Below are 23,088 nucleotides of genomic sequence, written 5' to 3' on the forward strand. Positions count from 1 at the left end.
GACAGACTCCGCATGTCCTCCGTCTTCAAGCGCGTTCCTCCGCTGCATCTGCTGATTGCCTTTGAGGCGGGGGCACGCCATGCGAGCTTTGCGCGGGCGGCCGAAGAGTTGTCGGTTACGCCCAGCGCGGTGTCCCACCGCATCAAGAACCTTGAGGAGCTGTGGGGCGAAGACCTGTTCGTGCGCACCGGCACGGCGCTGCGGCTCACCGCTGCCGGCACGCGCTACCTGCGCAGCGTGCAAGACGCGCTCAAGAGCCTGCACGAACTGGCGCGGCCCGAATTCAGCAAGCAGCGCGCGCGGCTGCGCGTGGCGATTCCGCCCACTTTCGGGCGCCAGCACCTGGTGCCGCGCATCCCCGAGTTCAACGCGCTGTACCCGCACATCGACGTCGAGCTGCATCTCTCCATCCCGTTCCTCGATGTGAAGGCCGAGGATACGGACGTCGAAATCCGCTACGGCACCGGCCGCTATCCGGACCTGAAGACGACGCTGCTGCTCAACGAGCCGGTCTTCCCAGCGTGCGGGCGCGGCTACTTCGAGCAGATCAGCGGCAACACCATCACCGAAGCCTCGCAACTGCTGAACCTCACGCTGCTGCGCAGCCCGCTGGAGCCGTGGCGCCCGTGGTTCGAGGCGGCGGGGCTCGATGCGCCGGAGCCTGCCACCGGCTCGCTCTTCAACGACATCGGCCTGATGCTCGAAGCCGTAGCGTCGAACCAGGGCGTGGCACTGGTGCGGCAGGCCATGGCGCGCAACTGGCTGGCCTCGGGGCAGATCGTGCGGTTGCTGGACATCGAATCGACGTCGCCACATGCTTATTACATCGTCCAGCGCGAGCAGGCGCCGATGAAGCCCGAGGCGCAGCATTTCGTAGACTGGCTGCTTGGGCTGGATTGGTAACCGAGCCCCACCTTGCTGCACCGCGATGAACCGGATTGGCCGTTTGCGCGAGCCAAATTCATCGCCGCAAAAGTCCTTAACACGCCGCGCGGCGCGGCGGCCGGGCTATAGTGCCTCCCACCCCGGCCCCAGCGTCCGGTGATCACAATGAGAGACACGCCATGAACGCGCCGCTGCCCTCCTCCACCCGAGACCTGTCTGCCCTGCAGGCCGAGTTGACCGCCGCGCTGTCGCAGATCGTTCCCGACGACGCCCTGCTCTGGGAGCGCGAAGACACCACCCCGTATGAATGCGACGGCCTCGCCGCCTACCGGCAGGTACCGCTCGCCGTGGTGCTGCCAGACACCGAGGCGCAGGTCGTCGAAATCCTGCGCGTGTGTCATCGCATGGGCGTGCCCGTGGTGCCGCGCGGCGCGGGGACGAGCCTGTCGGGTGGCGCGATGCCCACGCCGGGCGGGCTGGTGCTGTCGCTGGCCAAGTTCAAGCGCATCCTCAAGGTCGATGCCTACACGCGCACGGCCGTTGTGCAGCCGGGCGTGCGCAACCTCGCCATTTCGGAAGCGGCCAATCCGCATGGGCTGTACTACGCGCCCGATCCGTCATCGCAGATCGCCTGCACCATCGGCGGCAACGTGAACGAGAACTCCGGCGGCGTGCACTGCCTCAAGTACGGCCTGACCGTGCACAACGTGCTGCGCGTGCGGGCGGTGATGATGGACGGCGAGGTCGTCGAATTCGGTAGCGAGGCGCCCGACGCGCCGGGCCTGGACCTACTCGCCATCGTGATCGGCTCCGAAGGCATGCTGGCCGTGGTGACGGAAGTGACCGTGCGCCTGATCCCCAAGCCGCAACTCGCGCAGGTGATCATGGCCAGCTTTGACGACGTGGAAGCCGGCGGCAACGCCGTGGCCGACGTGATTGCCGCGGGCATCATCCCAGCCGGGCTGGAGATGATGGACAAGCCCGCCACGGCGGCGGTGGAAGAATTCGTCTGCGCCGGCTACGACCTGGACGCCGCCGCCATCCTGCTGTGCGAATCCGACGGCACGCCGGAAGAGGTGGCAGAAGAGATCGCGCGCATGAGCGAGGTGCTGCGCGCATCCGGTGCCACACGCATCCAGGTCTCGCAAAGCGAAGCCGAGCGCCTGAAGTTCTGGAGCGGGCGCAAGAACGCCTTCCCGGCTGCGGGCCGCATCTCGCCCGACTACTACTGCATGGACGGCACCATCCCGCGCAAGCATATCGGCACGCTGCTGCGGCGCATCCAGGAGATGGAGCAGAAGTACGCCCTGCGCTGCATCAACGTGTTCCACGCGGGCGACGGCAACATGCATCCGCTCATCCTCTTCAACGGCGAAGACCAGGACGAGTGGCACCGCGCTGAACTGTTCGGCTCGGACATCCTGGAAACGTGCGTGGAGCTGGGCGGCACCGTCACTGGCGAACACGGCGTGGGCGTCGAGAAACTCAGCTCGATGTGCGTGCAGTTTTCCACCGAGGAGCGCGACGCCTTCCTGCGCGTGAAGGCCGCCTTCGACCCGGCGCGTCTGCTGAACCCCGACAAGGCCATCCCCACGCTCGCGCGCTGCGCCGAATACGGCAAGCTGCACGTGCGCAACGGCCTGCTGCCGCACCCGGACCTGCCGCGCTTCTGAGCCCGCCCTGAGCTTCCCATGAGCCAGAACCCATCCCGCACCGACCGCTACCGCTGGCACGCCCATAACGCGCGCCTGGGCGAACACCTCGGCAAACCCGAAGACGACGGGTGGCGCCGACGCTGGTACATCATCATCTTCGAGGCCGAGACCCGCGCCGGCCGCCGGTTCGACGAAATCCTGCTGCTCGCCATCGTCGCTAGCGTGGCGGTGGTGATGCTCGACAGCCTGCCCAGCGTCCATGACCGGGCCGGCGCTTTGTTCACGGTGCTCGAATGGCTGTTCACGCTGCTGTTCACGGCGGAATACGCCATGCGCATCCTCGTCGTTCGCAAGCCTTTGCGTTACGTGCTGAGCTTCTATGGCGTCATCGACTTCGTGTCGATTCTGCCAACGTGGCTGGCCGTCTTTGCGCCCGAAATGGCGTATCTGGTGGACGTGCGCCTGCTGCGGCTGCTGCGCGTGTTCCGGGTGCTCAAGCTCACCATCTACTTTGAAGAAGCGCAGGTGCTGTTGCGCGCGCTGGTCAATGCGCGGCGCAAGATCTTCGTGTTCCTGGGCACGGTGTTCATCATCACCATCATCCTCGGCACGGTGATGTACGTGGTGGAAGGCCCGCAGCATGGCTTCACCAGCATCCCGGTCAGCATGTACTGGGCGGTCGTCACGCTCACCACCACGGGATTTGGGGACTTGGTACCGCGCACGCCACTGGGCCAGTTCATCACCTCGCTCACCATCCTGCTCGGCTACAGCATCATCGCGTTCCCCACCGGCATCATCGGTGCGGAACTGGTGAACACCATGCGCGAGCGCTCGCCCAAGACACGCATCTGCACGCACTGCGCCACCGAAGGCCACGACGCCGACGCCGTGTTCTGCAAGCGCTGCGCAACCAAGCTGCCGCCCCTTTCCACGGAAACCGCGCGCAGCCAGTGAGCTGCAGCCTCTGAACGTTCGACATGCCCACCACGCCTGACACCGCCCTCACGCCCACACTCGCGCGCTTTCGCGACGCCATTGCGCAAGCCGCAAGCAGCCGCACGCCGCTGACCCTGCGCGGCGGCGGCACGAAGGATTTCTACGGCCGCGCCCCGGTTGCCAACGCCACCGTGCTCGACACGCGCGAGTGGTCCGGCATCGTCGACTACGACTGCGCAGAGCTGGTGATTACCGCACGCAGCGGCACGCCCCTCGTCGAGATCGAAGCCGCACTGGCCGAGCACAAGCAGATGCTGGCGTTCGAGCCGCCGCACTTTGCTGCAGACGGCAAGCTGGCCACCGTGGGCGGCGCGTTTGCATCCGGCCTATCCGGCCCGCGACGGCAATCGGTGGGGGCACTGCGCGACTTCGTGCTCGGCGCCGTGGTGATGGATGGCCGTGGCGACATGCTCAACTTCGGCGGCCAGGTGATGAAGAACGTCGCCGGCTACGACGTCTCGCGTCTGATGGCCGGAGCACTCGGCACGCTGGGCCTGATCGTGCAGGTGTCGTTGAAGGTACTGCCGATGCCGTTCTGCGATGCCACGCTGCGCTTCGCGATGCCGCAAGCCGAAGCCATCGACACGCTCAACCGCTGGGGCGGCCAGCCGCTGCCGATTGCGGCGTCGGCGTGGATCGACGGTGCCCTGTGGGTGCGCCTGTGCGGCGCCGATGCAGCGGTGCGCGCCGCCATCGCCAAGCTCGGCGGCGAGCGTGTCGACGATGCGCAAGCCGCCGCATTCTGGCGCGACCTGCGTGAGCAATCCCATGCGTTCTTCGCGCGCGCCCTGCAAGGCAGCCTGCCGCTGTGGCGCATTGCGCTGCCACCGGCCACGCCGCCGCTGGCACTCGGCCATGCGTCGGCGGATGAACAACTCGTCGAATGGGGTGGTGGCCAGCGCTGGTGGATCGACACCGCCAACACGCCTGCCGACACCATCCGCGATGCCGCCCGCAAGGCCGGCGGCCACGCCACACTGTTCCGCAACGGCGACCGCACCAGCACCATCTTCATGCCGGTCGCCGCGCCGCTGATGGCCGTACACAAACGCCTGAAGGACAGCTTCGACCCACACGGCATCTTCAACCCCGGCCGCTTGTACGCAGATTTCTAAAGCACGCTCATCATGCAAATCACGCTCGCGGCGTTCCTGCGCAACACCCCTGACGGCGAAGAAGCTCAAAGCATCGTGCAGAAGTGCGTGCACTGCGGCTTCTGCACGGCCACCTGCCCGACCTACCAACTGCTCGGCGACGAGCTGGATGGCCCACGCGGGCGCATCTACCTGATGAAGCAGGTGCTGGAAGGCCAGCCCGCCGGCCAAGCCACGCGCCTGCACCTGGACCGCTGCCTGACCTGCCGCAACTGCGAATCGACGTGTCCGTCCGGCGTGACGTACGGCCGCCTGGTGGAGATCGGCCGCAAGATCGTCGATGACCAGCTTGATGCGCGTGGCGAATCGCGCCCCTTAGGCGAGCGCGCTGTGCGCTGGGTGTTGCGCGAGAGCCTGACGCGGCCCGCACTGTTCGGCCCCGCGCTCAAGCTGGGGCAGGCAGTGCGTCCGCTGCTGCCGCAAGTGCTGCGCAACAAAGTCCCGGCCAAACAGCCGCAAGCCGGTGTGCGGCCAATCGCCACACATGCACGCAAGATGCTGCTGCTCGAAGGCTGCGTGCAGCCCGCCATGTCGCCCAACATCAATGCGGCCACGGCACGCGTGTTCGACAAGCTGGGCGTGCAGCTCATCAGCGCAGACCGGGCCGGCTGCTGCGGCGCCATCCGCTATCACATGAACGACCACGTGGGCGGCCTCGGCAACATGCGCGCCAACATTGATGCGTGGTGGCCGCATATCGAAGCCGGCGCCCAAGCCATCGTCATGACGGCCTCGGGCTGCGGCGCGATGGTCAAAGAGTACGGCCACCTGTTGCGCGACGACCCCGTCTATGCAGAGCGCGCGGCGCGCGTGTCCGCCATGACGCGCGACCTTTGCGAAGTGCTGCCCGCTTTCTCCGATGCGCTGCTGCAGAAGGCGAAGCCCGAAGCGCAACGCCCGCGCGTGGCGTGGCACCCGCCGTGCACGCTGCAACACGGGCAGCAGATTCGCGGTGCGGTGGAAACGCTGCTCGGCTCGCTGGGCGTGGACGTCAAGCTCTGCGCCGACAGCCACCTGTGCTGCGGCTCGGCGGGCACGTATTCGGTGCTGCAACCCGAGCTGGCCTACCGCCTGCGCGACGACAAGCTCGCCAAGCTGCAAGCCATGCGGCCCGAGCGCATCGTCACCGCCAACATTGGCTGCGTCACGCATCTGCAGAGCGGCACGGATACGCCGGTCGAGCACTGGATCGAGCTGGTGGACCGGATGCTGGCCTGAAACGTCGGCGCGTCGGTTTTATACTGCCCGCTTCGTTTTGCCCGGAGGCCCCATGCTGCAAACCTTCGCGATCCTGTTGACGTTCCAGTCGATCGGAGAGCTGCTGACGTATTCGCTGCACCTGCCGGTGCCCGGCCCGGTGATCGGCATGGTGCTGCTGGTGATCTACCTGCTGGTGGACAAGGGCCGCGTGCTCGAAGTCATGCAGGGCACCGTCAGCGACTTGCTGCGGCACCTGACCATCCTGTTCGTGCCGGCCGGCGTGGGTGTGATAACGCAGCTGCATCGCATCGGGCAAGAATGGCTGCCGATCGTGGTGGCAACCGTCGTGTCGACGTGGTTGTCGATTGCCGCCGGGGCGCTCGTCACGCGCGCATTGATGCGCCGCATGGGTGACCACGGCGAGGCCAACGAGGAGCTTGCTCCATGAACGCGTTGACCCCCAACCTGCACCAGCTCTGGGTCTACCTGGCCGCCAGCCCGCTGCTGGGCCTGACCGCCACGCTGATCGCCTACCTGATCGGCGTGCGCCTGCACGAGCGCAGCGGCTTCAACCCGATGGTCAACCCACTGCTGATTGCGGTGGTCATTCTGGGCACGCTCCTGACATTGACGGGCACGCCGTACAAAACCTACTTCGACGGCGCGCAGTTCGTGCACTTCCTGCTGGGGCCCGCCACCGTGGCGCTGGCCGTGCCGCTGTTCCAGCAGTGGTCGAAGCTGCGTCGCCACGCGCTGCCGCTGATGTGCGGGCTACTCGCCGGGTCGGTCGTGGCAGTGGTGTCGGCGGTGGGCATCGCGTGGTTGCTGGGTGCGTCGCCGGAAACGCTGCGCTCGATGGCGCCGAAGTCCGTGACGATCCCGATCGCCATGGGCATCTCGGAGAAGATCGGCGGCGCTCCGACGATCACGGCTGTGCTGGTGCTGATTACCGGCATCGTGGGCGCGACCACCACCACGCGGTTGCTGAACCTGCTGCGCATCCGCGAGTACAGCGTGCGCGGCTTTGCGACCGGCATTGCAGCGCACGGCATCGGTACAGCACGTGCGTTCCAGGTCAGTCCGGAAGCGGGTGCGTTCTCGGCGTTGGGCATGGGCTTGAACGGTGTGCTGACGGCGATACTCGTGCCGCTGCTGGCCGGTTGGATTCCGCATTAGGCTTCCCCTTCTCTCCGCCCAACGTTCACTGCCTGGGCAATCTACACAACCTCACCCTCCCTCCTGAAGGCTCCTGACAGAACGCTGTCAGGAGCCCCCCGCCAGAATTCGCTTCACCTTAACGAGACAGGTTTCCCCCAACCACCTGCCTCACCAACTGGAGCGACATCATGGCAAGCGTGATCAACTGGTTTGAAATCCCCGCCAACGACTTCCCGCGCGCGGTGAAGTTTTACGAGAACGTCTTCGACACCCAGCTCAAGCAGGAAGACATGGGCGACCTCACCATGGGCGTGTTCCCGGCGGGCGAGACGACCATCCACGGCGCGCTGGTCAAGGGCGAAGGCTTTGCCCCGTCCGACAAGGGCAGCGTGGTCTACCTGAACGCCCCCAACCTGGATGCCGTGCTCGAGCGCGTGAACGGCAGCGGCGGCCAATGCGTGTTCGGCCCGATGACGCTGCCCGACCACATGGGCCGCATCGCCCACATCGTCGACACCGAAGGCAACCGCGTCGGCCTGCACGAGCCGGATGCCAAGACGCAGGCGTACCTACTGCAGCAGTAAGCGCCCCCCACAAAGGCCGGTGCACGGGTGCCGGCCTTCCCCACGCGACAGAGAAGAACATCATGCCGAGTCAATCGCCGTATCTCATGCGCGCTGCTGACATTGCCGCACGCACGCAGTCGTTTTCACACCCCTGGAACAGCCTGTCGGAAATCCACGGCACCATGATGGGCCGGCTGCTTGGCCTCAAGCGCACCGGCATCAATTACGCGCGCGTACCGCCGGGCAAGGAATCGTTCGTCTATCACTCGCACCAGCGCGAGGAGGAATGGATCTACATCCTCTCCGGCGAGGCCCACGCCGAGATCGACGACTGCGTCCTCGTCGTCCGCACGGGTGATTTCATGGCCTTCCCCGTGGGGGTGGCGCATCACCTGCGCAACTGCGGCAAGGAAGACCTCGTCTATCTGTGCGGCGGCGAACACCTGAACATCGAGATGACCGACCTCCCCCGGCTGGGCAAGCGCATGCTGCGCCGTGGTGAACAGGTTGACATCGTCGACATTCACCCGCAGCGCGAACTGACGCCCTTCGGCGCTTAGTGGGCTCAGGCGGGCTTAGGTGGTCGAATCATGGCGCGCATGGCACCCGGCCCGAAGCCCACTACAATGCCGCGCATGACCCGCCGCGCTGACCGCCTTTTCCAGATTGCCCAGATCCTGCGAGGCCGCCGTTTAACCACGGCGGCGATGCTGGCCGACCGCCTGGGTGTGTCCGAACGCACGGTGTATCGGGACATCCGCGATCTCTCTATCTCGGGCGTGCCGATTGAAGGCGAGGCCGGCATCGGTTACCGCATGCGCGCCGGCTTCGATCTGGCCCCGCTCATGTTCACTGCGGATGAAGTGGAGGCGCTGGTCGCAGGCGCGCGGATGATCAAGGCGTGGAGCGGCGGCACGATGGCCGGCTCGGTCGAAGCCGCGTTGGAAAAACTGATGGGCGCCCTGCCCGCCGAGCGCCGCTCCGAAGCCGAGACCACGCGCATCTTCGCGCCCGGCTACGGCATGGGCAGCGAGGTCAAGCAGGTCTTCGATACGCTGCATTCCGCACTCGGCCGCCACGCGGTCGCGCGGCTCTCCTACCGCGACGCGCAGGGCCAGTTGACCGAGCGGTGCATCCAGCCGCTTGGGCTGTTCTTCTGGGGGCAGGTGTGGCTGGTGGCCGCATGGTGCGAGCACCGTCAGGACTACCGCACCTTCCGCCTGGACCGCTGCGTCAAGGTCGACATCCTGGAGCGGCAGTTTGCGGAATCCGCCGAGCGCTCGCTGGCGGATTTCATGCGCAAGGTGCGAGGCTCAGGCGACTAGGCCGGCAGCGGATCGGGCTCCGCCAGCAGCATCTCGATATCGCCAATGATCTCCTCCGGCTTGGTCAGCGGCGCATAGCGCTTGTAGACCGTGCCGTCACGGCGCAGCAGGAACTTGGTGAAGTTCCACTTGATCGCTTCCAAGCCCAGCACGCCGGGCTTTTCCGAGGTCAGCCACTTGTACAGCGGGTGCGCGTTGTCGCCATTCACGTCGATCTTGCTGAACATCGGGAACGACACGCCGTAGTTCTTCTCGCAGAACGCGCCAATCTCATCCGCCCCGCCCGGCTCCTGCTTGCCGAACTGGTTGCAGGGAAAGCCGAGCACTTCCAGCCCCTTCTCGCCCAAGCGCTTGTACACCGCCTCCAACCCCGCGTATTGCGGTGTGAACCCGCACTTGCTTGCCGTGTTCACGATCAACAGCACCTTGCCGCGATATTGCGAAAGCGGCACGCGCTGTCCTGTCAGCGAATCTGCCTCGAACGCGTAGACATCAGACATGGGAAACCCCGAGAGAAAGGTGGAAAGGACGAATCAAGTCTGGCCGGAGAATGCCAGAAACGCCAGTCCCGCGCCGGTGTGGCTTTCCCTGCCCTGCGGCATGGGGGAACACGATCACGTCCACCCGATGGCAACGCTCACGCGCGCACCCCGTCGGTTTGGCAGTTGGAGCCCTAGATGGCGCCTTGAATTTCTGTTGCAGGGAGGAAAAAGAAGGGGAACTGTCTGAGCGAAGCGAGTTTTCCCCTTCCCCTCCCTGCAACGGAAATTCAAGGAGGGGGTCGCCATCTCGGGCGCGCCTTTCTTTGCTGACTTTCTTTGGCAAGAAAAAGAAAAGTGAGTCAGCCCCGGCAGGGGATGAAACAAGGGATGGACCACCAACCGCATCCATCCCAGAACAAACCTCACACCACGTTCAGATGCTCGGTCCCCGCCGACAGATCCGTCTGCCCACCACGCTTGCTATGCAGCTTGATCTGCAGGCGCAGATCGTTCAGCGAGTCGGCATTGCGCAGCGCATCTTCGTAGCTGATCTTGCCTTCTTCATACAGATCGAAGAGCGCCTGGTCGAACGAAACCATCCCTTGCTCGCGGGATTTCTTCATGACCTCTTTCAGCTCGTGCACCTCGCCCTTGAAGATCAGGTCCTGCACCAGCGGTGTCGCCAGCATGATTTCCACCGCCGGCACGCGGCCTTTTTTGCCCTGGCGCGGCAGCAGCCGCTGCGCGATCATCGCGCGCAGGTTCAGCGACAGGTCGATCAGCAGCTGCTGACGCTTCTCTTCCGGGAAGAAGTTGATGATCCGGTCGATCGCCTGGTTCGAGCTGTTGGCGTGCAGCGTGGCCAGGCACAGGTGGCCGGTTTCCGCGTACTGGATGGCGTACTCCATCGTGTCGCGGTCACGAATTTCGCCGATCAGGATCACGTCTGGCGCCTGACGCAGTGTGTTCTTCAGCGCCACGTGCCACGACTCGGTATCCACCCCCACCTCGCGCTGCGTGACCACGCAGTTCTGGTGTGCGTGCACATATTCCACCGGGTCTTCAATGGTGATGATGTGGCCGTACGAATTGGCGTTGCGGTAGCCCACCATGGCCGCCAGCGAGGTCGACTTGCCCGAGCCCGTGGCACCCACCACGATCACCAGCCCGCGCTTGCTCATCACGATCTCGTTCAAGATCGGCGGCAGGTCCAGCTCGCCCAACGAGGGGATCTTCGTGTTGATGGTCCGCAGCACCATGCCAGCGCGGCCCTGCTGGATGAACGCCGACACACGGAAGCGCCCTGCCCCCGGCGCCGTGATGGCGAAGTTGCACTCCAAGCTGTCTTCGTACTCGCGCAGTTGCTTCTCGTTCATGATCGACTTGACCAGACCGATGGCCTGCACCGCACTCAGCGGCTGCTGCGAGATCGGCGTGACCTTGCCGTCCACCTTGATGGCGGGCGGAAATTCTGCGGTGATGAACAAGTCCGAGCCACGGCTGTTCACCATCAACTGCAAGAGTTCGTGGATGTATTTGGTGGCGGCTTCGCGGTCCAGCATGGCGTGCCCCTCCTGAAAGGAATTGGTGTGCGCGCTAACGTGTCGTGCAGTTAGCGCGTCCGTGCATCAGTTCGCGAACGCGTCCGGGTTCTTGGCGATGGCGCGTGCGTCTGCGTAGTTGATCGCCGAGCGCTTGATGAGCTCCGACAGGCACTGGTCGAGCGTCTGCATGCCCATGCCGCTGCTGGTCTGCATCATCGAATACATCTGCGAGATCTTGTTCTCGCGGATCAAGTGGCGGATGGCCGGCGTGGCGATCATGATCTCGTGCGCCGCAATCCGGCCCGAGCCGTCGCGCGTCTTGAGTAGCGTCTGCGAGATCACCGCTTCCAGCGATTCGGAAAGCATGGTCCGGACCATCTCTTTCTCGTCCGACGGGAACACGTCGACGACCCGGTCGATGGTCTTCGCAGCGGAGCTGGTGTGCAGCGTACCGAACACCAAGTGGCCGGTTTCCGCCGCGGTGAGTGCCAGGCGAATGGTTTCCAGATCACGCAATTCGCCGACCAGCACCACGTCCGGATCTTCACGCAGTGCCGACTTCAACGCATTGGCGAACGAGTGCGTATGCGGCCCCAGCTCGCGCTGGTTGATCAGGCTCTTCTTGGATTCGTGCACGAATTCGATCGGGTCCTCCACCGTGAGGATGTGGCCCATGTCGTTTTCGTTGCGGTGGTTCACCATCGCCGCCAGCGTGGTCGACTTGCCCGAGCCGGTCGGGCCCGTGACAAGCACCAAGCCACGCGGCTTCATCGCCAGGTCGGCAAACACGGCCGGCGCCTTCAGGTCGTCCAGCGTGAGCACCTTCGACGGAATCGTCCGGAACACAGCCGAAGCGCCGCGGTTCTGGTTGAACGCGTTGACCCGGAAACGCGAGAGCCCCGGGATCTCAAACGAGAAGTCGACTTCAAGGTTTTCTTCGTAGACCTTGCGCTGCCCGTCGCTCATGATGTCGTACACCATGGAGTGCACGTCTTGGTGCGTGAGCGGTGGCACGTTGATCCGGCGCATGTCGCCGTGGATCCGGATCATCGGCGGCAAACCGGCCGACAAGTGCAAGTCCGACGCTTTGTTCTTGGCGGAAAACGCCAGAAGCTGCGCGATGTCCATCTTATAATGACCCCCGACTTTTTTATGTCGCCCAGGCGTCGCAATGGCGCTCCCCCGGGTGCTGCCGACACTGTCAACAACGTGCCGGAGCCTTGTTTATTTGTAACAAACGTCGCCGGATTATGTCTGTAATCGCCGCCAACTTGCAAGCCGTGCGTCAGCGGATCACAACGGCCTGCACACTGGCTTCGCGCGATGCTGCGGGTGTCACATTGCTGGCCGTTTCCAAGACGTTCGATGCCGATGCCGTGCGTGCCGCGCATGCCGCCGGGCAACGCCTTTTCGGCGAAAACTACGTGCAAGAAGGCATCGCCAAGATCGATGCGCTGGCCGACCTGCGCACCGGTGTCGACCCCATCGGCTGGCACTTCATCGGCCCGCTGCAGAGCAACAAGACGCGCCCCGTGGCCGAGCAGTTCGACTGGGTGCACAGCGTCGATCGGCTCAAGATTGCAGAGCGCCTGTCTGCCCAGCGCCCCGATACCTTGCCGCCGCTGCAGGTCTGCCTGGAAATCAACATCAGCCGCCAGGCCAGCAAACACGGCCTGCTGCCCGATTTCGATGAGGTCCTTGCCGTGGCACGTGCGGTGGCGGCCCTGCCCCGCCTGCAGTTGCGCGGCCTGATGGCCGTTCCTGAGCCAACCGACGACCCAGCTGCACAGCGCGCACCTTTTGCCGCCCTGAGCCGACTGGCCGACCAGTTGCGAGACGCCGGCATTGCCATCGATACACTGTCGATGGGCATGTCCGCCGATCTGGAAGATGCGATTGCCGAAGGCGCCACCATCGTGCGCGTCGGCAGCGCCATCTTCGGAGCGCGGCAGTATGCGCACGCGCCCGCCTGATTTCCTGTTTCCCGTTGTTCTTCACCCCACCACTCTCATGCTCGACACTCTGAAACTCGGCTTCATCGGCGGCGGCAACATGGCGGCAGCCCTCATCGGCGGCCTGATTGCCAAAGGCGCGCACGGCGCCAACATCGTGGTGGTGGACCCGACCGAGCCGGCACGCGCCCGTGCCGAACAAACCTGGGGTGCCCGCGCAGCCGCCGCCCCCGGCGCCGAGCTGGCCGACCGCGACGTGATCGTCCTAGCCGTGAAACCGCAGCAGATGCGCGAAGTGTGTGCTCAGCTTGCACCGCATCTCGGCAACAGCCTGGTGCTGTCGGTGGCGGCGGGCATCCGCATTCAAGACCTGTCACGCTGGCTGAATGGTCATGCGCGCATCGTGCGTGCAATGCCGAACACACCGGCATTGTCGGGCCTGGGCATGACGGGGCTCGCGGCCAACACGGGCCTGTCTGAAGTTGATCGCGCCACGGCCAGCGCCGTCGCCAATGCCGTCGGCAAGAGCATCTGGGTGCCTGCCGAGGCACAGATTGATGCCGTGACCGCCATCTCGGGCAGCGGCCCAGCCTACGTGTTCTATTTCATCGAAGCGATGCAGCAGGCGGCGCAGGAGCTGGGGCTGTCGGCGGAAGATGGGCGCACGCTGGCGGTGGAAACGTTCATTGGCGCGGCCACGCTGGCTGGGCAGTCGAGCGAGCCGGTGGAGGTGCTGCGTGAGCGCGTGACCTCCAAGGGCGGCACGACCTACGCGGCGCTTACGGCGATGGAGGGTGCGGGTATCAAAGCTGCCTTCGTGCGTGCCATGCATGCAGCGGCTGCTCGCGGCAAGGAGATGGGTGAAGAGTTCGGGCGGGATTGAGTTTTGGGGGGCTGGGGTCTTGATTTGGTGTTGGTGGTTTGTCTCCCTTTCGTCCCCTGCCGGGGCCGACTCACTTTCTTTGTCTTGCCAAAGAAAGTAAGCAAAGAAAGGCGCGCCCGATGCGGCGAAAGACTCCTTGAATTTATGTCGCAAGGAGGGAGAGGAGGCAAACTCGCTGCGCTCAAACAGCCTCCTCTCTTTTTCCTCCTTGCAACAGAAATTCAAGGCGCCGCATAGGGCAGGGAAAGTCAAAGGCAAAAAAGACAAACCATCTGGACGTCAGCCAGAACGACAAAGGCCAACCTCGCGAGGGTTGGCCTTTTCTTTTGACGTTAGGCCCTTGATGGCGCCTTGGATTTTTGTTGCGGGGAGGATAAAGAAGGGAGGCTGTCTGAGCGCAGCGAGTTTGCCTCCCTTCCCTCCCCGCGACAAAAATCCAAGGAGGGGGTCGCCATCTCGGGCGCGCCTTTCTTTTGCCTACTTTTCTTTGGCAAGACAAAGAAAAGTAGGTCGTGCCCGGCAGGGTACGAAACAGGTATGGACCAAAAGCGCCAATCCTCGAATCAGTCAGCGCAGCATATAAGCAACCGCCACCCCAGCAAACACACAGGCCCCCAACCAGTTGTTATGCCGGAAGACAAAGAAGCACTTCATGCGATCCCGCGTGCGCAGCATCGGGTAGTACCAGAGCGCCAGCGCCACAGCCGCCGCCATCCCGATCCAGTACGCCACACCCAGCGCCATCACGTAACCAGCCCAGGCCATGATCCCAAAGAAGGCCACATAGCACAGCATGATCGCCGCCACGTCGAAACGGCCGAAGGTGATGGCGGAGGTCTTGATGCCGATATGCAGATCGTCATCACGATCCACCATCGCGTAAGCAGTGTCATAGGCAACCGCCCAGAACACGTTACCGATCAGCATCAGCCAAGCGAGCACCGGCACCTGATCCTGCACCGCCGCATACGCCATCGGAATGCCAAAGCCGAATGCAATCCCCAGATACGCCTGCGGAATCGCAAAGAAGCGCTTGAAGAACGGGTACGTGCCGGCAATCACAATCGCCGCGACCGACATCCACTTGGTCAGCGCATTGAGCGGCAGGATCAGCGTGAAGGCGATGAGCGAGAGCACCGCGGCCACAGCCAGCGCCTCCCACGGCGCGATCAGGCCAGCGGTGATCGGGCGCTCCTTGGTGCGTTTGACGTGCTTGTCGAAATCCCGATCGGCCCAGTCGTTGACGGCGCAGCCGGCCGAGCGCATCAGGAACGTGCCAACCGTGAAGATCAGCACCAGCGACAGCGACGGATGCCCGTCGGACGCCATCCACAGCGCCCACAGCGTCGGCCACAGCAGCAGTACCGTACCGATCGGCTTATCCATGCGCATCAGGCGCGCATAAAGGATGAGACGGCTGGGTTGGGCGGCGGACGACTGCATGGAAATCACCAAAGAAAAATGGCGCCTGCACGAGGCAAGGCGCCATTTTAGTCCTGTTGCCTGATTGCTCAGGCTTGAGGCTTAGGCCAGATCAAAACGATCGGCGTTCATCACCTTGACCCAGGCGGCAACGAAATCGCTGACGAACCGCTGCTTGCCGTCCGCACTGCCGTACACCTCGGCCAGCGCGCGCAGGATCGAGTTCGAGCCGAACACCAGATCAACGCGCGTACCCGTCCACTTGACCTGACCCGTCTTGCGGTCAACGCCTTCGTAGATATCGCCGGCGGCCCTCCACTCCGTGCCCATGTCGAGCAGGTTGACGAAGAAGTCGTTCGTCAGCGCACCCGGCGTGGCGGTGAAGACACCGTTCTTGCTGCCATCCGCGTTGATGTTGATGGCGCGCAGGCCACCGATCAGCACCGTCAACTCGGGCGCGGTCAGCGTTAGCAACTGCGCCTTGTCGATCAGCAGCGCTTCCGCCGGCACCGAGAACTTGGCCTTCTGGAAATTGCGGAAGCCATCGGCGATGGGTTCGAGCACAGCCATCGCGACCGGATCGGTCTGTTCGACCGTGGCGTCGACACGGCCCGGCGTGAACGGCACGGTGATGCTCGTGCCGGCTGCCTTGGCAGCGAGTTCAATACCCACGCTGCCCGCCAGCACAATCACGTCCGCCAGCGAAGCCTTGCCCGAAGCCTTCTGGATATCCTCCAGCTTGGCCAGCGTGCCAGCAACCGACTGATTGACGGTCCAATCCCTTTGCGGCGCCAGGCGGATGCGCGCACCGTTCGCGCCACCACGCTTGTCCGAACCGCGGAAGGTCGAGGCGGACGCCCAGGCCACCGCCACCAGCTCCGACGCCGACAGGCCAGACGCTTCGATCTTCGCCTTCAGGTCAGCAATGTCGGCTTCGGTCGGCTTGTGCGTTGCTGCCGGCAGCGGGTCTTGCCAGGTCAGGTCTTCGCGCGGCACTTCCGGGCCCAGGTAGCGCGACTTCGGTCCCAGATCACGGTGCGTCAGCTTGAACCAGGCACGTGCGAACGCTTCAGCAAACGCCTGCGGGTTGTCGAGGAAGCGGCGCGAGATCTTCTCGTATGCCGGGTCGAAGCGCAGCGACAAGTCGGTCGTCAGCATCGTCGGCTTACGCTTGGGCGAATCAGGCGTCGGGCCCGGAATGATCGCCTCGGCATCCTTTGCCACCCATTGCAGCGCGCCGGCCGGGCTCTTCTCCTGCACCCATTCGTACTTGAACAGGTTCTCGAAGAAGAAGTTGCTCCATTGCGCAGGCGTCTGCGTCCAGGTGACTTCCAGCCCGCTGGTGATCGCATCTGCGCCCTTGCCGGACTGGTAGGTGCTGGCCCAACCCAGGCCTTGCGCTTCGAGCGGTGCCGCTTCAACGTCCGGCCCGACATTGCTTGCCGGACCCGCGCCGTGCGTCTTGCCGAAGGTGTGGCCGCCGGCGATCAGCGCCACGGTTTCTTCGTCGTCCATCGCCATGCGGGCGAAGGTTTCGCGGATGTCGCGTGCGGCCGAGATCGGATCGCCGTTGGCATCCGGGCCTTCCGGGTTCACGTAGATCAGACCCATCTGCACGGCCGCGAGCGGGTTGTCGAGATCGCGTTCGCCCGAGTATCGGCTATGGGGGTTGTTGGTGGGCGCGAGCCAGGTTTTCTCGGCGCCCCAGTAGACGTCGTTGTCCGGTTCCCAGGTGTCTTCGCGGCCCGCGGCAAAGCCGAAGGTGCGGAAGCCCATGGTTTCCAGCGCCACGTTGCCGGTCAGGATCAGCAGGTCGGCCCACGAGATTGCCTGGCCGTACTTCTGCTTGATCGGCCACAGCAGGCGGCGCGACTTGTCGATGTTGACGTTGTCGGGCCACGAGTTGAGCGGTGCGAAACGCTGCTGGCCACGCCCGGCGCCGCCGCGGCCATCGCCAGTGCGGTAGGTGCCGGCGGCGTGCCAGGCCATGCGGATGAACTGCGGGCCATAGTGGCCAAAGTCGGCCGGCCACCAGTCCTGCGAATCGGTCATCAGGCGGCGCAGATCCGCCTTGAGGGCATCGTAGTCAAGCGCCTGGAAAGATTTGCGGTAGTCGAATGTCGTGCCGAGCGGATCGGACTTTTCGGAATGCTGGGCGAGCAGATCAACGCGGAGTTGATTGGGCCACCAGTCCTTGTTGGTCGTGCCACCACTCACGGCCTGGGAGGCCGCAAGCGCTTGGCTGGAAAACGGGCATTTAGCTTCAGTAGTCATCGCTCTCTCGTTTAGGTCTGGGGGGATGAGGCCCCGCCCGCAGCGCAGCAGGCTGACGGGTGGGGGGAGGAATTCACTGTTGTCGAAACACCTGTCGCAACCGTGGCAACACGACCGCCATGGCTAACTTAGGCCAGCAGCGAGCGCAGCATCCAGGCGGTCTTTTCGTGGATGTCCATGCGTTGCGTGAGCAGATCGGCGGTCGGCTCGTCAGCGGCCTTGTCGACGTCCGGGAACAGGCTGCGGGCGGTGCGCGTCACGGCTTCGTGGCCGGCGACCAGCTCGCGCACCATGTCCATCGCCTCGGGAATGCCCTTCGATTCCGGAATCGACGACAGCTTGGCAAATTCGGAGTACGAACCCGGCGCCGGATAACCCAGCGCGCGGATGCGCTCAGCCACAGGGTCAACGGCGTTCCACAGTTCGTTGTACTGCGTCTCGAACATCAGATGCAGCGTGTTGAACATCGGGCCGGTGACGTTCCAGTGGAAGTAGTGCGTCTTCAGGTAGAGCGAGTACGTATCGGCCAGCAGGCGCGACAGGCCTTCGGCGATCTTCTTGCGGTCCTTGTCAGCAATACCGATGTTGATCTGGGCTGCGGCAGTCGCGCCGCTGTTCTTCTTTGCCATCTGGATTCCCCTATGAAGTGGTGTGCAAAAACGCGAAGACCTACCGTGGTCCGGTCAGACGACGCGCGCTTCAGGCCTTAGTTCGGTTGCAGCGCGGGCCGCAAGTTCCGAGCATGGCATTGCTCCATGACGAAACGCAAAGCCGGTCGCAACCGAGCGTCAGGCCCGTCAGACCATGAGCTGCACCATACCGTGCAGGAACACGATCATAGCGCCGGCCGCCACGATGGTCAGACCGATCTGCTTGCGCACCCACTTGCGTTGCAGGCGGGCGGGCTCCGCGTTAGGCATGCCTCGGCCACCAGCCACACTGCCGGGCAACCCGGACAGCGTCGGCACCTCTGCCCGCGATGCGCGTACTGCACCACCAAACGCCTGCCATTCCGAAACGAACATCCGCACCATTGCCATGATCTTTTCTCCTTACAACCCGCGCGCGGCGTCGCGTATTGCGCCGCGTGCTCTGCTGCCATTGCACAACCTCAAACCCAACGCTCTGTAGGTGCTTGCCCCGTAAGCGGGGCGACCTCGGAAATCCGCGAGATCAATGCGATTCACCATAGGCGGCGAGCCATTCCAACACGGTCGCGACGGCGGTCGAGGCAAGGTGGTAGGACATGACGGGCTCCATGGCGACGCTGCGATGAGCAACGCGCTCACCATGGAAAAGAGTCTACCTTCGCGCTATCAAATCGTTAATTTGATTGTTTTTATCTATCAATTAGACGTGCGCTATCGCCGTCATGAAACAGGTGTCGATGTAGCGAGAGAATGCTTGTTTAGATCACGAGACGGTCATCATCTCAGCATCGGGAGTCACAAGTTCGACGTGTTCGAGGCATAACGCGCGTACTTTGCTCAGATGCTCCAGCATCCATCGAGTCGCGACCGCCGTTCTGGCAAATCCCTTTCACATCGTCGAGACGATGCTGGGGACACGCTTGCATCGCATTCCACGACTTCCCGCTTGAGCTTCGCGGTGCATTCAAGCTTGAAAAAACCCGAAAGTTGGCGACCAACTTTCGGGGTGATGGCATCGACTGATTGGCCTACGCTCTCCGCCTGATTTCGAGTGGTAACCGGGCGGTCGATAGGCCGATCCATTTCAATTGCTATAGATCAGACCGCGAGCCGCACCATTGACGTAAATGCGGCCGTACGTGTTCCAGTCGCCCGCCATCACAGCGTTGCCGCCGAACTGGTGCGCGTCATCGTTGAAGCGCGACCACGCTGCACCGCCATCGTCGGAGCGGAAGATGCCCCACTGGCCGTTGATCGTGCCTTCCACGTAGACTGCGGCCGAGTACGGCGAGCCGGTTTGCGCCTTGCCCAGCGTGATATTGGTGGCGCCCAGCTTGCCGTTGGCGGTTGCAAAGGCAGTGAGCTTGGTCCAGGTCGCGCCCGAGTCCAGCGAGTGGTACACGGCGTTGCCATCGGCCACCCAGATGTCCCCCTCGGCGTTCGGGTTCACCGCCATCGACGTATCGCCCCAGGCATTCCAGGCCAGGCTCGCGTTCACCGAGCCTTGGCTCAGCGTGAACGTGTGGCCAGCGTCGGTCGACACGTAGACTTTGCCGCGCTGCCCGCTCCAGTTTGCGCCGCCCGAATCGAAGGCATAGACCTTGTTCGGGTTCTTGCGGTCCACGGCCAGGCGATAAGCACGGAAGAAGCCATTCCAGGTGGCGGTGAACGCCGGCAGGTTGGTTTGCGTCCAGCTCGCACCATTGTTCGTGGTGTATGACGGCACCGAGTCTTGCGGCGCCCAGACCAGGTTGTTGCGAGACGTGACTGCCAGGCTTTGCACCTGGCTTGAGCTGGTCGAGCCGCCGGTCGGCATCGACGAGAACAGCGACCAGCTATTGCCGGAGTCACCAGACCAAAAGCCCTTGACGACGGCACCGTTGGCATTGTCGACGCCAGTGACGGCAATGTAGGACGGATCGGCCCACGCCATGTCGGCCGCATTGCCGCTGCTCCATCGGGGCATCGGCGTTCTCGTCGGCCGCGTCGCCAGGTCCGTGATCACCCACGCGCCGATGTCGCCGGCGGCGTTGATCAGCGTGTACTGCGCGCCGGCCGGAGGTGTGGCGGCGAACAGCGTGGCGGTCTCTTCCAGGTTGTCGACCTTTGGGCCCCAGGTTGGCGTGGCCGACGAGGCGTTCATGGTTTCACAGATGCCGCCGCCGTGGACATGCATGACGTGGTCGCGGTTGGCGGGGTCGATCGTGACGCCCTCGACCCAGCCGGCGCAGCCACCCGAGGCAGTGCCCGTATGCGGCATGCCGGCCTCGATTTCGCGCCACGTATTGCCGCCGTCGTCCGATAGCTGGACGATCTTGCTGGTGTCGCTCCAACCGGTCATGCCCAGGGCGATGCGGGCGCTTGCGCCAAGACCCGAGACGGACAGGCCGCCAAAGCCGTTGCTGGTGGAGCTCTTGAGCTGCGTCCAGGTGCTGTTGTTACTGCCCCCGAACTTGTAGAGATAGCTCGGGCCGCCGATGCCCTGACCGACACCCGCGTTGAACACCACGTAGAAATTGCCGTCGGACGTGCGCACGACGTGCGGGATGTAGTAACCGGACACCGTGGACGGAACCGCCACCGGCGCCCACGAGGCTCCGCCGTTGGTGGACTTGTACAGGGTCGACGTCAGGCCTGCCGCATTGGCGTAGTCCGGGGCGATGGTGGCCCACAGGATCCAGGTCGGCTGGCCGCTACCCTTGCCCGACGTATCGAAGATGACCTGCTCGACGCCGATCGGCGAGTTGCCGCCGCTGATCGTGGTGGAAGACAGTCCCGTGACCTGGGCCCACGTGCGGCCCGAATCGGTACTCTTCCATAGGCCCGCCGTGCGCGAGCCGAAGAACAGCGTCGAGGGATTGTTGGGGTCGACTTGCAGGCGCTCACCCGTGCCCCGGCCGTTGTCGTTACCGCCCACCGGGAATGGCACGTCATAGTGCGTCCAGGTATTGCCCCGGTCGCCGGAGATATAGATGCGGCCATTGTGACCCTGCGTCACGGTAATGCCGGCCATCATGTAGACGAGTTGATCGTTGTTCGGGTCGAGCGCGAGGCTTTCGATGCCGTGGAAGTCGCCCTCACCTGCGCCGAAACCGATGCCGTCGGTGATAGGCGTCCACGTCGAGTTGTCCGCGTTCCAGCGGTAGGCGCCACCGACGTCGGTGCGCGCGTACAGCAGGCTCGCGTTGGTCGGGTGGTAGATCAGGCCGGTGACATAGCCGCCCCCGCCCCACTTGACGCTGGTCCAGCTGGTCCCCTGCGGGTTGATGCTGGGCGTGCCGCCGCTGGTGTTGCCGCCGCTGGTTCCGCCGGTCTGGCTGCCATTGGTCGCGCCTGTGGCACCGCCAACAGCGCCGCCTTGCGTCCCTGTGCCTGCCGTGCTGCTGCCCTGGCCGCTATCCGATCCGCCTCCGCAGCCGAAGAGCACACAAGCCGTCGCCGCGACGGCAATCCATCGTTGAGAAAACACGGTCATCGAAGAAGTCCTTGAAAAAAGAGGTCCATCGGATTGCCGGGCCGGGCCCTCCATCGGGCCCTGCGGCAATCCGTTCGCCATGAGCGATACAAGTTCTGTGTGGTGCCCCCCAGCCGCCAGCAGGTGTTGCAGACCGAGACCGGAACTGGGAACCGCACGGCTGGTTATTGGTGGCTATTGGCTATTGCAGCGTGGCGCCGCCCCCTGTGAGATAAAGGCCGAGCAGGCGTGCAAGCTGGCCACCGTCGGAGTTGATCGTCGTCTGGTACGTGCCGCCGGAGCCAAAGACGATGGCGAAGGTGCCGTTGTTACCGTACTCCTGGGTGTTGCGCAGCATGTAGTCGACACGGTTATCGCGGTAATGCTGATTGGTGCCACCCGGCGTGCTGGACGGCACACCCAGCGGCGTCTGCCACCACAAAATGGGCAACCCATTGCCCAACGCAGCCCGATAGTCCGAGTAGCTGCTTTGCGACTGGTGGAAATTGGGCGTATTGATGTTGTTCTCGTCCCAATAGAACGTACCGCTACGGCCCGTGCATTCCGAGACCGTGGCGGCTTCCAGGCAGCCAGCGTCACGGTCGCTGGTCTGGGCGACGATGAAATCGGCCTGGTGCGCGCCAACGGCACGCATTTCCCCGGCAACCGCACTCGGCGATCCGGACCAGAACGCCGGCGGGAATCCAAGCAGCGCCTTGGGCGCGATCTGTCGGCCCATCTGCACCAGGCACTGGCCGATGCCGGCGGCAGTGTTGGGTACGCTGCTGCATTCGGGCTGACTGTTCACCACCGCTGCCATCTGCGTTGGATCATGGCTCGGTGCCTGCGCCCACACATAGCCCCAGAAATCGGGCTCCAGGTTGATCAACACCGGCGCATTGAGGGCGGCAATGCGTTGATACATCAATCGCGCCTGGCTCCAGTACGTGTTCATGAACGTCGCATTGGTAATGCCGCTCAGGTTACCGTCACCGTTCTGGGCCATCTGGTAGAACGTGAACATCGGCGTTGCGCCATAGGCCTGAGCGGCTTGCGCGGTGTATGTGATATACGCGCCGTCGGGGCTGTTCCAGTAAGGCCACGAGCCCGGCCCCGCACCCACGAGGTAGGCATCGATGATGTCCGGACGAATGCCCTGGCTTTGCATGTCCGAAATCGACTGCCCCGAACCCAGGCCGACGAGCACACGCGAAGGCTTGCCCAGCTTCGCAACAAGCGCGGCACTGGCGGACAGGTTGGTCGTACCGCCGCCGGTGTTTCCACCGCCATTTCCGCCGGTCTGGCCACCATTGGTGCCGCCTTGCGTCCCGGTGCCGCTGCCCGCGCTTGTCGTGCTGCCGCCCTGCGTGCCATCAGCTCCGCCGCCACAGCCAAATAACGCAAGCGCAAGCGCGGCAACGGCCATGCATCGTTGAGAAAAAACGGTCATCTGAGAAATCCTTGAAAGTGGAGATCCATCGGATT

Annotated in this window: 22 protein-coding genes; 13 read left to right on the forward strand and 9 right to left on the reverse strand. The window is 64.0% G+C overall.

All coding sequences use genetic code 11. The features are described 5' to 3' along the window. Positions 1-12: 12 nt before the first annotated feature. The 10 genes from V6657_RS13530 (at position 13) to V6657_RS13575 (ending at position 8,942) form a co-directional block, all read left to right on the forward strand. Positions 13-903 carry a LysR substrate-binding domain-containing protein gene (locus V6657_RS13530; RefSeq protein ID WP_048936092.1) on the forward strand — a complete coding sequence of 297 codons (891 nt, stop codon included), beginning with the start codon at positions 13-15 and terminating at the stop codon, positions 901-903. Positions 904-1,064: 161 nt separating this feature from the next. Further along, positions 1,065-2,558, forward strand: coding sequence for an FAD-linked oxidase C-terminal domain-containing protein (locus tag V6657_RS13535; protein WP_048936091.1), 1,494 nt, complete (start codon positions 1,065-1,067; stop codon positions 2,556-2,558). 18 nt (positions 2,559-2,576) lie between these two features. Beyond that, entirely contained in the window at positions 2,577-3,497 is a 921-nt protein-coding gene (locus tag V6657_RS13540) for an ion transporter (protein WP_048936090.1), read from the forward strand. A 23-nt stretch (positions 3,498-3,520) separates the two neighbouring features. Beyond that, positions 3,521-4,654, forward strand: coding sequence for a glycolate oxidase subunit GlcE (glcE, locus tag V6657_RS13545; protein WP_048936089.1), 1,134 nt, complete (start codon positions 3,521-3,523; stop codon positions 4,652-4,654). A gap of 12 nt (positions 4,655-4,666) precedes the next feature. After that, positions 4,667-5,911: a glycolate oxidase subunit GlcF gene (glcF, locus tag V6657_RS13550; protein WP_048936088.1), complete on the forward strand. Its 1,245-nt coding sequence runs from the start codon at positions 4,667-4,669 to the stop codon at positions 5,909-5,911. 52 nt (positions 5,912-5,963) lie between these two features. Then, positions 5,964-6,341 (forward strand): CidA/LrgA family protein, encoded by a 378-nt coding sequence (locus V6657_RS13555; protein WP_021195925.1) that lies wholly within the window; start codon positions 5,964-5,966, stop codon positions 6,339-6,341. Next, positions 6,338-7,069, forward strand: coding sequence for an LrgB family protein (locus tag V6657_RS13560; protein WP_048936087.1), 732 nt, complete (start codon positions 6,338-6,340; stop codon positions 7,067-7,069). Before V6657_RS13555 ends, V6657_RS13560 begins: the two co-directional genes overlap by 4 nt. Positions 7,070-7,239: 170 nt before the next feature. Continuing rightward, complete coding sequence (locus V6657_RS13565; RefSeq protein ID WP_027680594.1) at positions 7,240-7,635, forward strand: VOC family protein; 396 nt, start codon at positions 7,240-7,242, stop codon at positions 7,633-7,635. Between the two features lie 62 nt (positions 7,636-7,697). Continuing rightward, complete coding sequence (locus tag V6657_RS13570; protein WP_048936086.1) at positions 7,698-8,177, forward strand: cupin domain-containing protein; 480 nt, start codon at positions 7,698-7,700, stop codon at positions 8,175-8,177. 66 nt (positions 8,178-8,243) lie between these two features. Next, positions 8,244-8,942, forward strand: coding sequence for a YafY family protein (locus tag V6657_RS13575; protein WP_048936085.1), 699 nt, complete (start codon positions 8,244-8,246; stop codon positions 8,940-8,942). Here V6657_RS13575 and V6657_RS13580 read toward each other — a convergent pair. The 3 genes from V6657_RS13580 to V6657_RS13590 form a co-directional block, all read right to left on the reverse strand. After that, positions 8,939-9,442 carry a glutathione peroxidase gene (locus V6657_RS13580; protein WP_048936084.1) on the reverse strand — a complete coding sequence of 168 codons (504 nt, stop codon included), beginning with the start codon at positions 9,440-9,442 and terminating at the stop codon, positions 8,939-8,941. The two genes, V6657_RS13575 and V6657_RS13580, sit on opposite strands and share 4 nt — an antisense overlap. A 404-nt stretch (positions 9,443-9,846) precedes the next feature. Next, positions 9,847-10,986, reverse strand: a complete 1,140-nt coding sequence (locus V6657_RS13585; RefSeq protein WP_048936083.1) for a PilT/PilU family type 4a pilus ATPase — start codon at positions 10,984-10,986, stop codon at positions 9,847-9,849. Between the two features lie 66 nt (positions 10,987-11,052). Then, on the reverse strand, positions 11,053-12,096 hold the full coding sequence (locus V6657_RS13590) for a type IV pilus twitching motility protein PilT (protein WP_039600020.1): 1,044 nt from the start codon (positions 12,094-12,096) through the stop codon (positions 11,053-11,055). Between the two features lie 122 nt (positions 12,097-12,218). On the opposite strand from V6657_RS13590, the gene V6657_RS13595 reads away from it, so the two are divergent. Further along, positions 12,219-12,941 carry a YggS family pyridoxal phosphate-dependent enzyme gene (locus tag V6657_RS13595; RefSeq protein ID WP_048936082.1) on the forward strand — a complete coding sequence of 241 codons (723 nt, stop codon included), beginning with the start codon at positions 12,219-12,221 and terminating at the stop codon, positions 12,939-12,941. A 37-nt stretch (positions 12,942-12,978) separates the two neighbouring features. Continuing rightward, entirely contained in the window at positions 12,979-13,803 is an 825-nt protein-coding gene (proC, locus tag V6657_RS13600; protein ID WP_048936103.1) for a pyrroline-5-carboxylate reductase, read from the forward strand. Positions 13,804-14,370: 567 nt separating this feature from the next. On the opposite strand, the gene ubiA is transcribed toward proC, so the two are convergent. The 4 genes from ubiA to V6657_RS13620 all read right to left on the reverse strand — a co-directional run bounded on the left by ubiA (position 14,371) and on the right by V6657_RS13620 (position 18,539). Beyond that, positions 14,371-15,246, reverse strand: coding sequence for a 4-hydroxybenzoate octaprenyltransferase (gene ubiA / locus V6657_RS13605; protein ID WP_048933001.1), 876 nt, complete (start codon positions 15,244-15,246; stop codon positions 14,371-14,373). A gap of 81 nt (positions 15,247-15,327) precedes the next feature. Next, a complete protein-coding gene (gene katG, locus V6657_RS13610) occupies positions 15,328-17,499 on the reverse strand; it encodes a catalase/peroxidase HPI (protein ID WP_048933002.1) in 2,172 nt (723 codons plus the stop codon). Positions 17,500-17,627: 128 nt separating this feature from the next. Beyond that, positions 17,628-18,128, reverse strand: a complete 501-nt coding sequence (locus tag V6657_RS13615) for a Dps family protein (protein WP_048933003.1) — start codon at positions 18,126-18,128, stop codon at positions 17,628-17,630. A gap of 168 nt (positions 18,129-18,296) precedes the next feature. Then, complete coding sequence (locus V6657_RS13620) at positions 18,297-18,539, reverse strand: hypothetical protein (RefSeq protein WP_048933004.1); 243 nt, start codon at positions 18,537-18,539, stop codon at positions 18,297-18,299. A gap of 136 nt (positions 18,540-18,675) precedes the next feature. Here V6657_RS13620 and V6657_RS13625 point away from each other — a divergent pair, with 136 nt between their 5' ends. Continuing rightward, positions 18,676-18,972 carry a hypothetical protein gene (locus V6657_RS13625; protein ID WP_137884640.1) on the forward strand — a complete coding sequence of 99 codons (297 nt, stop codon included), beginning with the start codon at positions 18,676-18,678 and terminating at the stop codon, positions 18,970-18,972. Between the two features lie 261 nt (positions 18,973-19,233). Here V6657_RS13625 and V6657_RS13630 read toward each other — a convergent pair whose 3' ends face one another. Together V6657_RS13630 and V6657_RS13635 are read right to left on the reverse strand one after the other, a co-directional pair. Then, on the reverse strand, positions 19,234-21,624 hold the full coding sequence (locus V6657_RS13630; RefSeq protein WP_048933005.1) for a dockerin: 2,391 nt from the start codon (positions 21,622-21,624) through the stop codon (positions 19,234-19,236). Between the two features lie 181 nt (positions 21,625-21,805). Next, on the reverse strand, positions 21,806-23,053 hold the full coding sequence (locus tag V6657_RS13635) for a hypothetical protein (protein WP_248694657.1): 1,248 nt from the start codon (positions 23,051-23,053) through the stop codon (positions 21,806-21,808). Positions 23,054-23,088: the final 35 nt, after the last annotated feature.

This window comes from Ralstonia sp. RRA (assembly GCF_037023145.1).
GTDB lineage: Bacteria > Pseudomonadota > Gammaproteobacteria > Burkholderiales > Burkholderiaceae > Ralstonia.

What these genes read in the sequence shown, in the direction of transcription:
- V6657_RS13620 (WP_048933004.1), bottom strand. Translation starts at nt 18,539, where the DNA reads ATGGCAATGGTGCGGATGTTCGTTTCGGAATGGCAGGCGTTTGGTGGT.
- V6657_RS13625 (WP_137884640.1), top strand. Translation starts at nt 18,676, where the DNA reads ATGCGATTCACCATAGGCGGCGAGCCATTCCAACACGGTCGCGACGGC.
- V6657_RS13580 (WP_048936084.1), bottom strand. Translation starts at nt 9,442, where the DNA reads ATGTCTGATGTCTACGCGTTCGAGGCAGATTCGCTGACAGGACAGCGC.
- proC (WP_048936103.1), top strand. Translation starts at nt 12,979, where the DNA reads ATGCTCGACACTCTGAAACTCGGCTTCATCGGCGGCGGCAACATGGCG.
- V6657_RS13615 (WP_048933003.1), bottom strand. Translation starts at nt 18,128, where the DNA reads ATGGCAAAGAAGAACAGCGGCGCGACTGCCGCAGCCCAGATCAACATC.
- katG (WP_048933002.1), bottom strand. Translation starts at nt 17,499, where the DNA reads ATGACTACTGAAGCTAAATGCCCGTTTTCCAGCCAAGCGCTTGCGGCC.
- V6657_RS13555 (WP_021195925.1), top strand. Translation starts at nt 5,964, where the DNA reads ATGCTGCAAACCTTCGCGATCCTGTTGACGTTCCAGTCGATCGGAGAG.
- V6657_RS13585 (WP_048936083.1), bottom strand. Translation starts at nt 10,986, where the DNA reads ATGCTGGACCGCGAAGCCGCCACCAAATACATCCACGAACTCTTGCAG.
- V6657_RS13560 (WP_048936087.1), top strand. Translation starts at nt 6,338, where the DNA reads ATGAACGCGTTGACCCCCAACCTGCACCAGCTCTGGGTCTACCTGGCC.
- V6657_RS13590 (WP_039600020.1), bottom strand. Translation starts at nt 12,096, where the DNA reads ATGGACATCGCGCAGCTTCTGGCGTTTTCCGCCAAGAACAAAGCGTCG.
- V6657_RS13540 (WP_048936090.1), top strand. Translation starts at nt 2,577, where the DNA reads ATGAGCCAGAACCCATCCCGCACCGACCGCTACCGCTGGCACGCCCAT.
- V6657_RS13635 (WP_248694657.1), bottom strand. Translation starts at nt 23,053, where the DNA reads ATGACCGTTTTTTCTCAACGATGCATGGCCGTTGCCGCGCTTGCGCTT.
- V6657_RS13570 (WP_048936086.1), top strand. Translation starts at nt 7,698, where the DNA reads ATGCCGAGTCAATCGCCGTATCTCATGCGCGCTGCTGACATTGCCGCA.
- V6657_RS13530 (WP_048936092.1), top strand. Translation starts at nt 13, where the DNA reads ATGTCCTCCGTCTTCAAGCGCGTTCCTCCGCTGCATCTGCTGATTGCC.
- glcF (WP_048936088.1), top strand. Translation starts at nt 4,667, where the DNA reads ATGCAAATCACGCTCGCGGCGTTCCTGCGCAACACCCCTGACGGCGAA.
- ubiA (WP_048933001.1), bottom strand. Translation starts at nt 15,246, where the DNA reads ATGCAGTCGTCCGCCGCCCAACCCAGCCGTCTCATCCTTTATGCGCGC.
- V6657_RS13535 (WP_048936091.1), top strand. Translation starts at nt 1,065, where the DNA reads ATGAACGCGCCGCTGCCCTCCTCCACCCGAGACCTGTCTGCCCTGCAG.
- glcE (WP_048936089.1), top strand. Translation starts at nt 3,521, where the DNA reads ATGCCCACCACGCCTGACACCGCCCTCACGCCCACACTCGCGCGCTTT.
- V6657_RS13630 (WP_048933005.1), bottom strand. Translation starts at nt 21,624, where the DNA reads ATGACCGTGTTTTCTCAACGATGGATTGCCGTCGCGGCGACGGCTTGT.
- V6657_RS13575 (WP_048936085.1), top strand. Translation starts at nt 8,244, where the DNA reads ATGCCGCGCATGACCCGCCGCGCTGACCGCCTTTTCCAGATTGCCCAG.
- V6657_RS13565 (WP_027680594.1), top strand. Translation starts at nt 7,240, where the DNA reads ATGGCAAGCGTGATCAACTGGTTTGAAATCCCCGCCAACGACTTCCCG.
- V6657_RS13595 (WP_048936082.1), top strand. Translation starts at nt 12,219, where the DNA reads ATGTCTGTAATCGCCGCCAACTTGCAAGCCGTGCGTCAGCGGATCACA.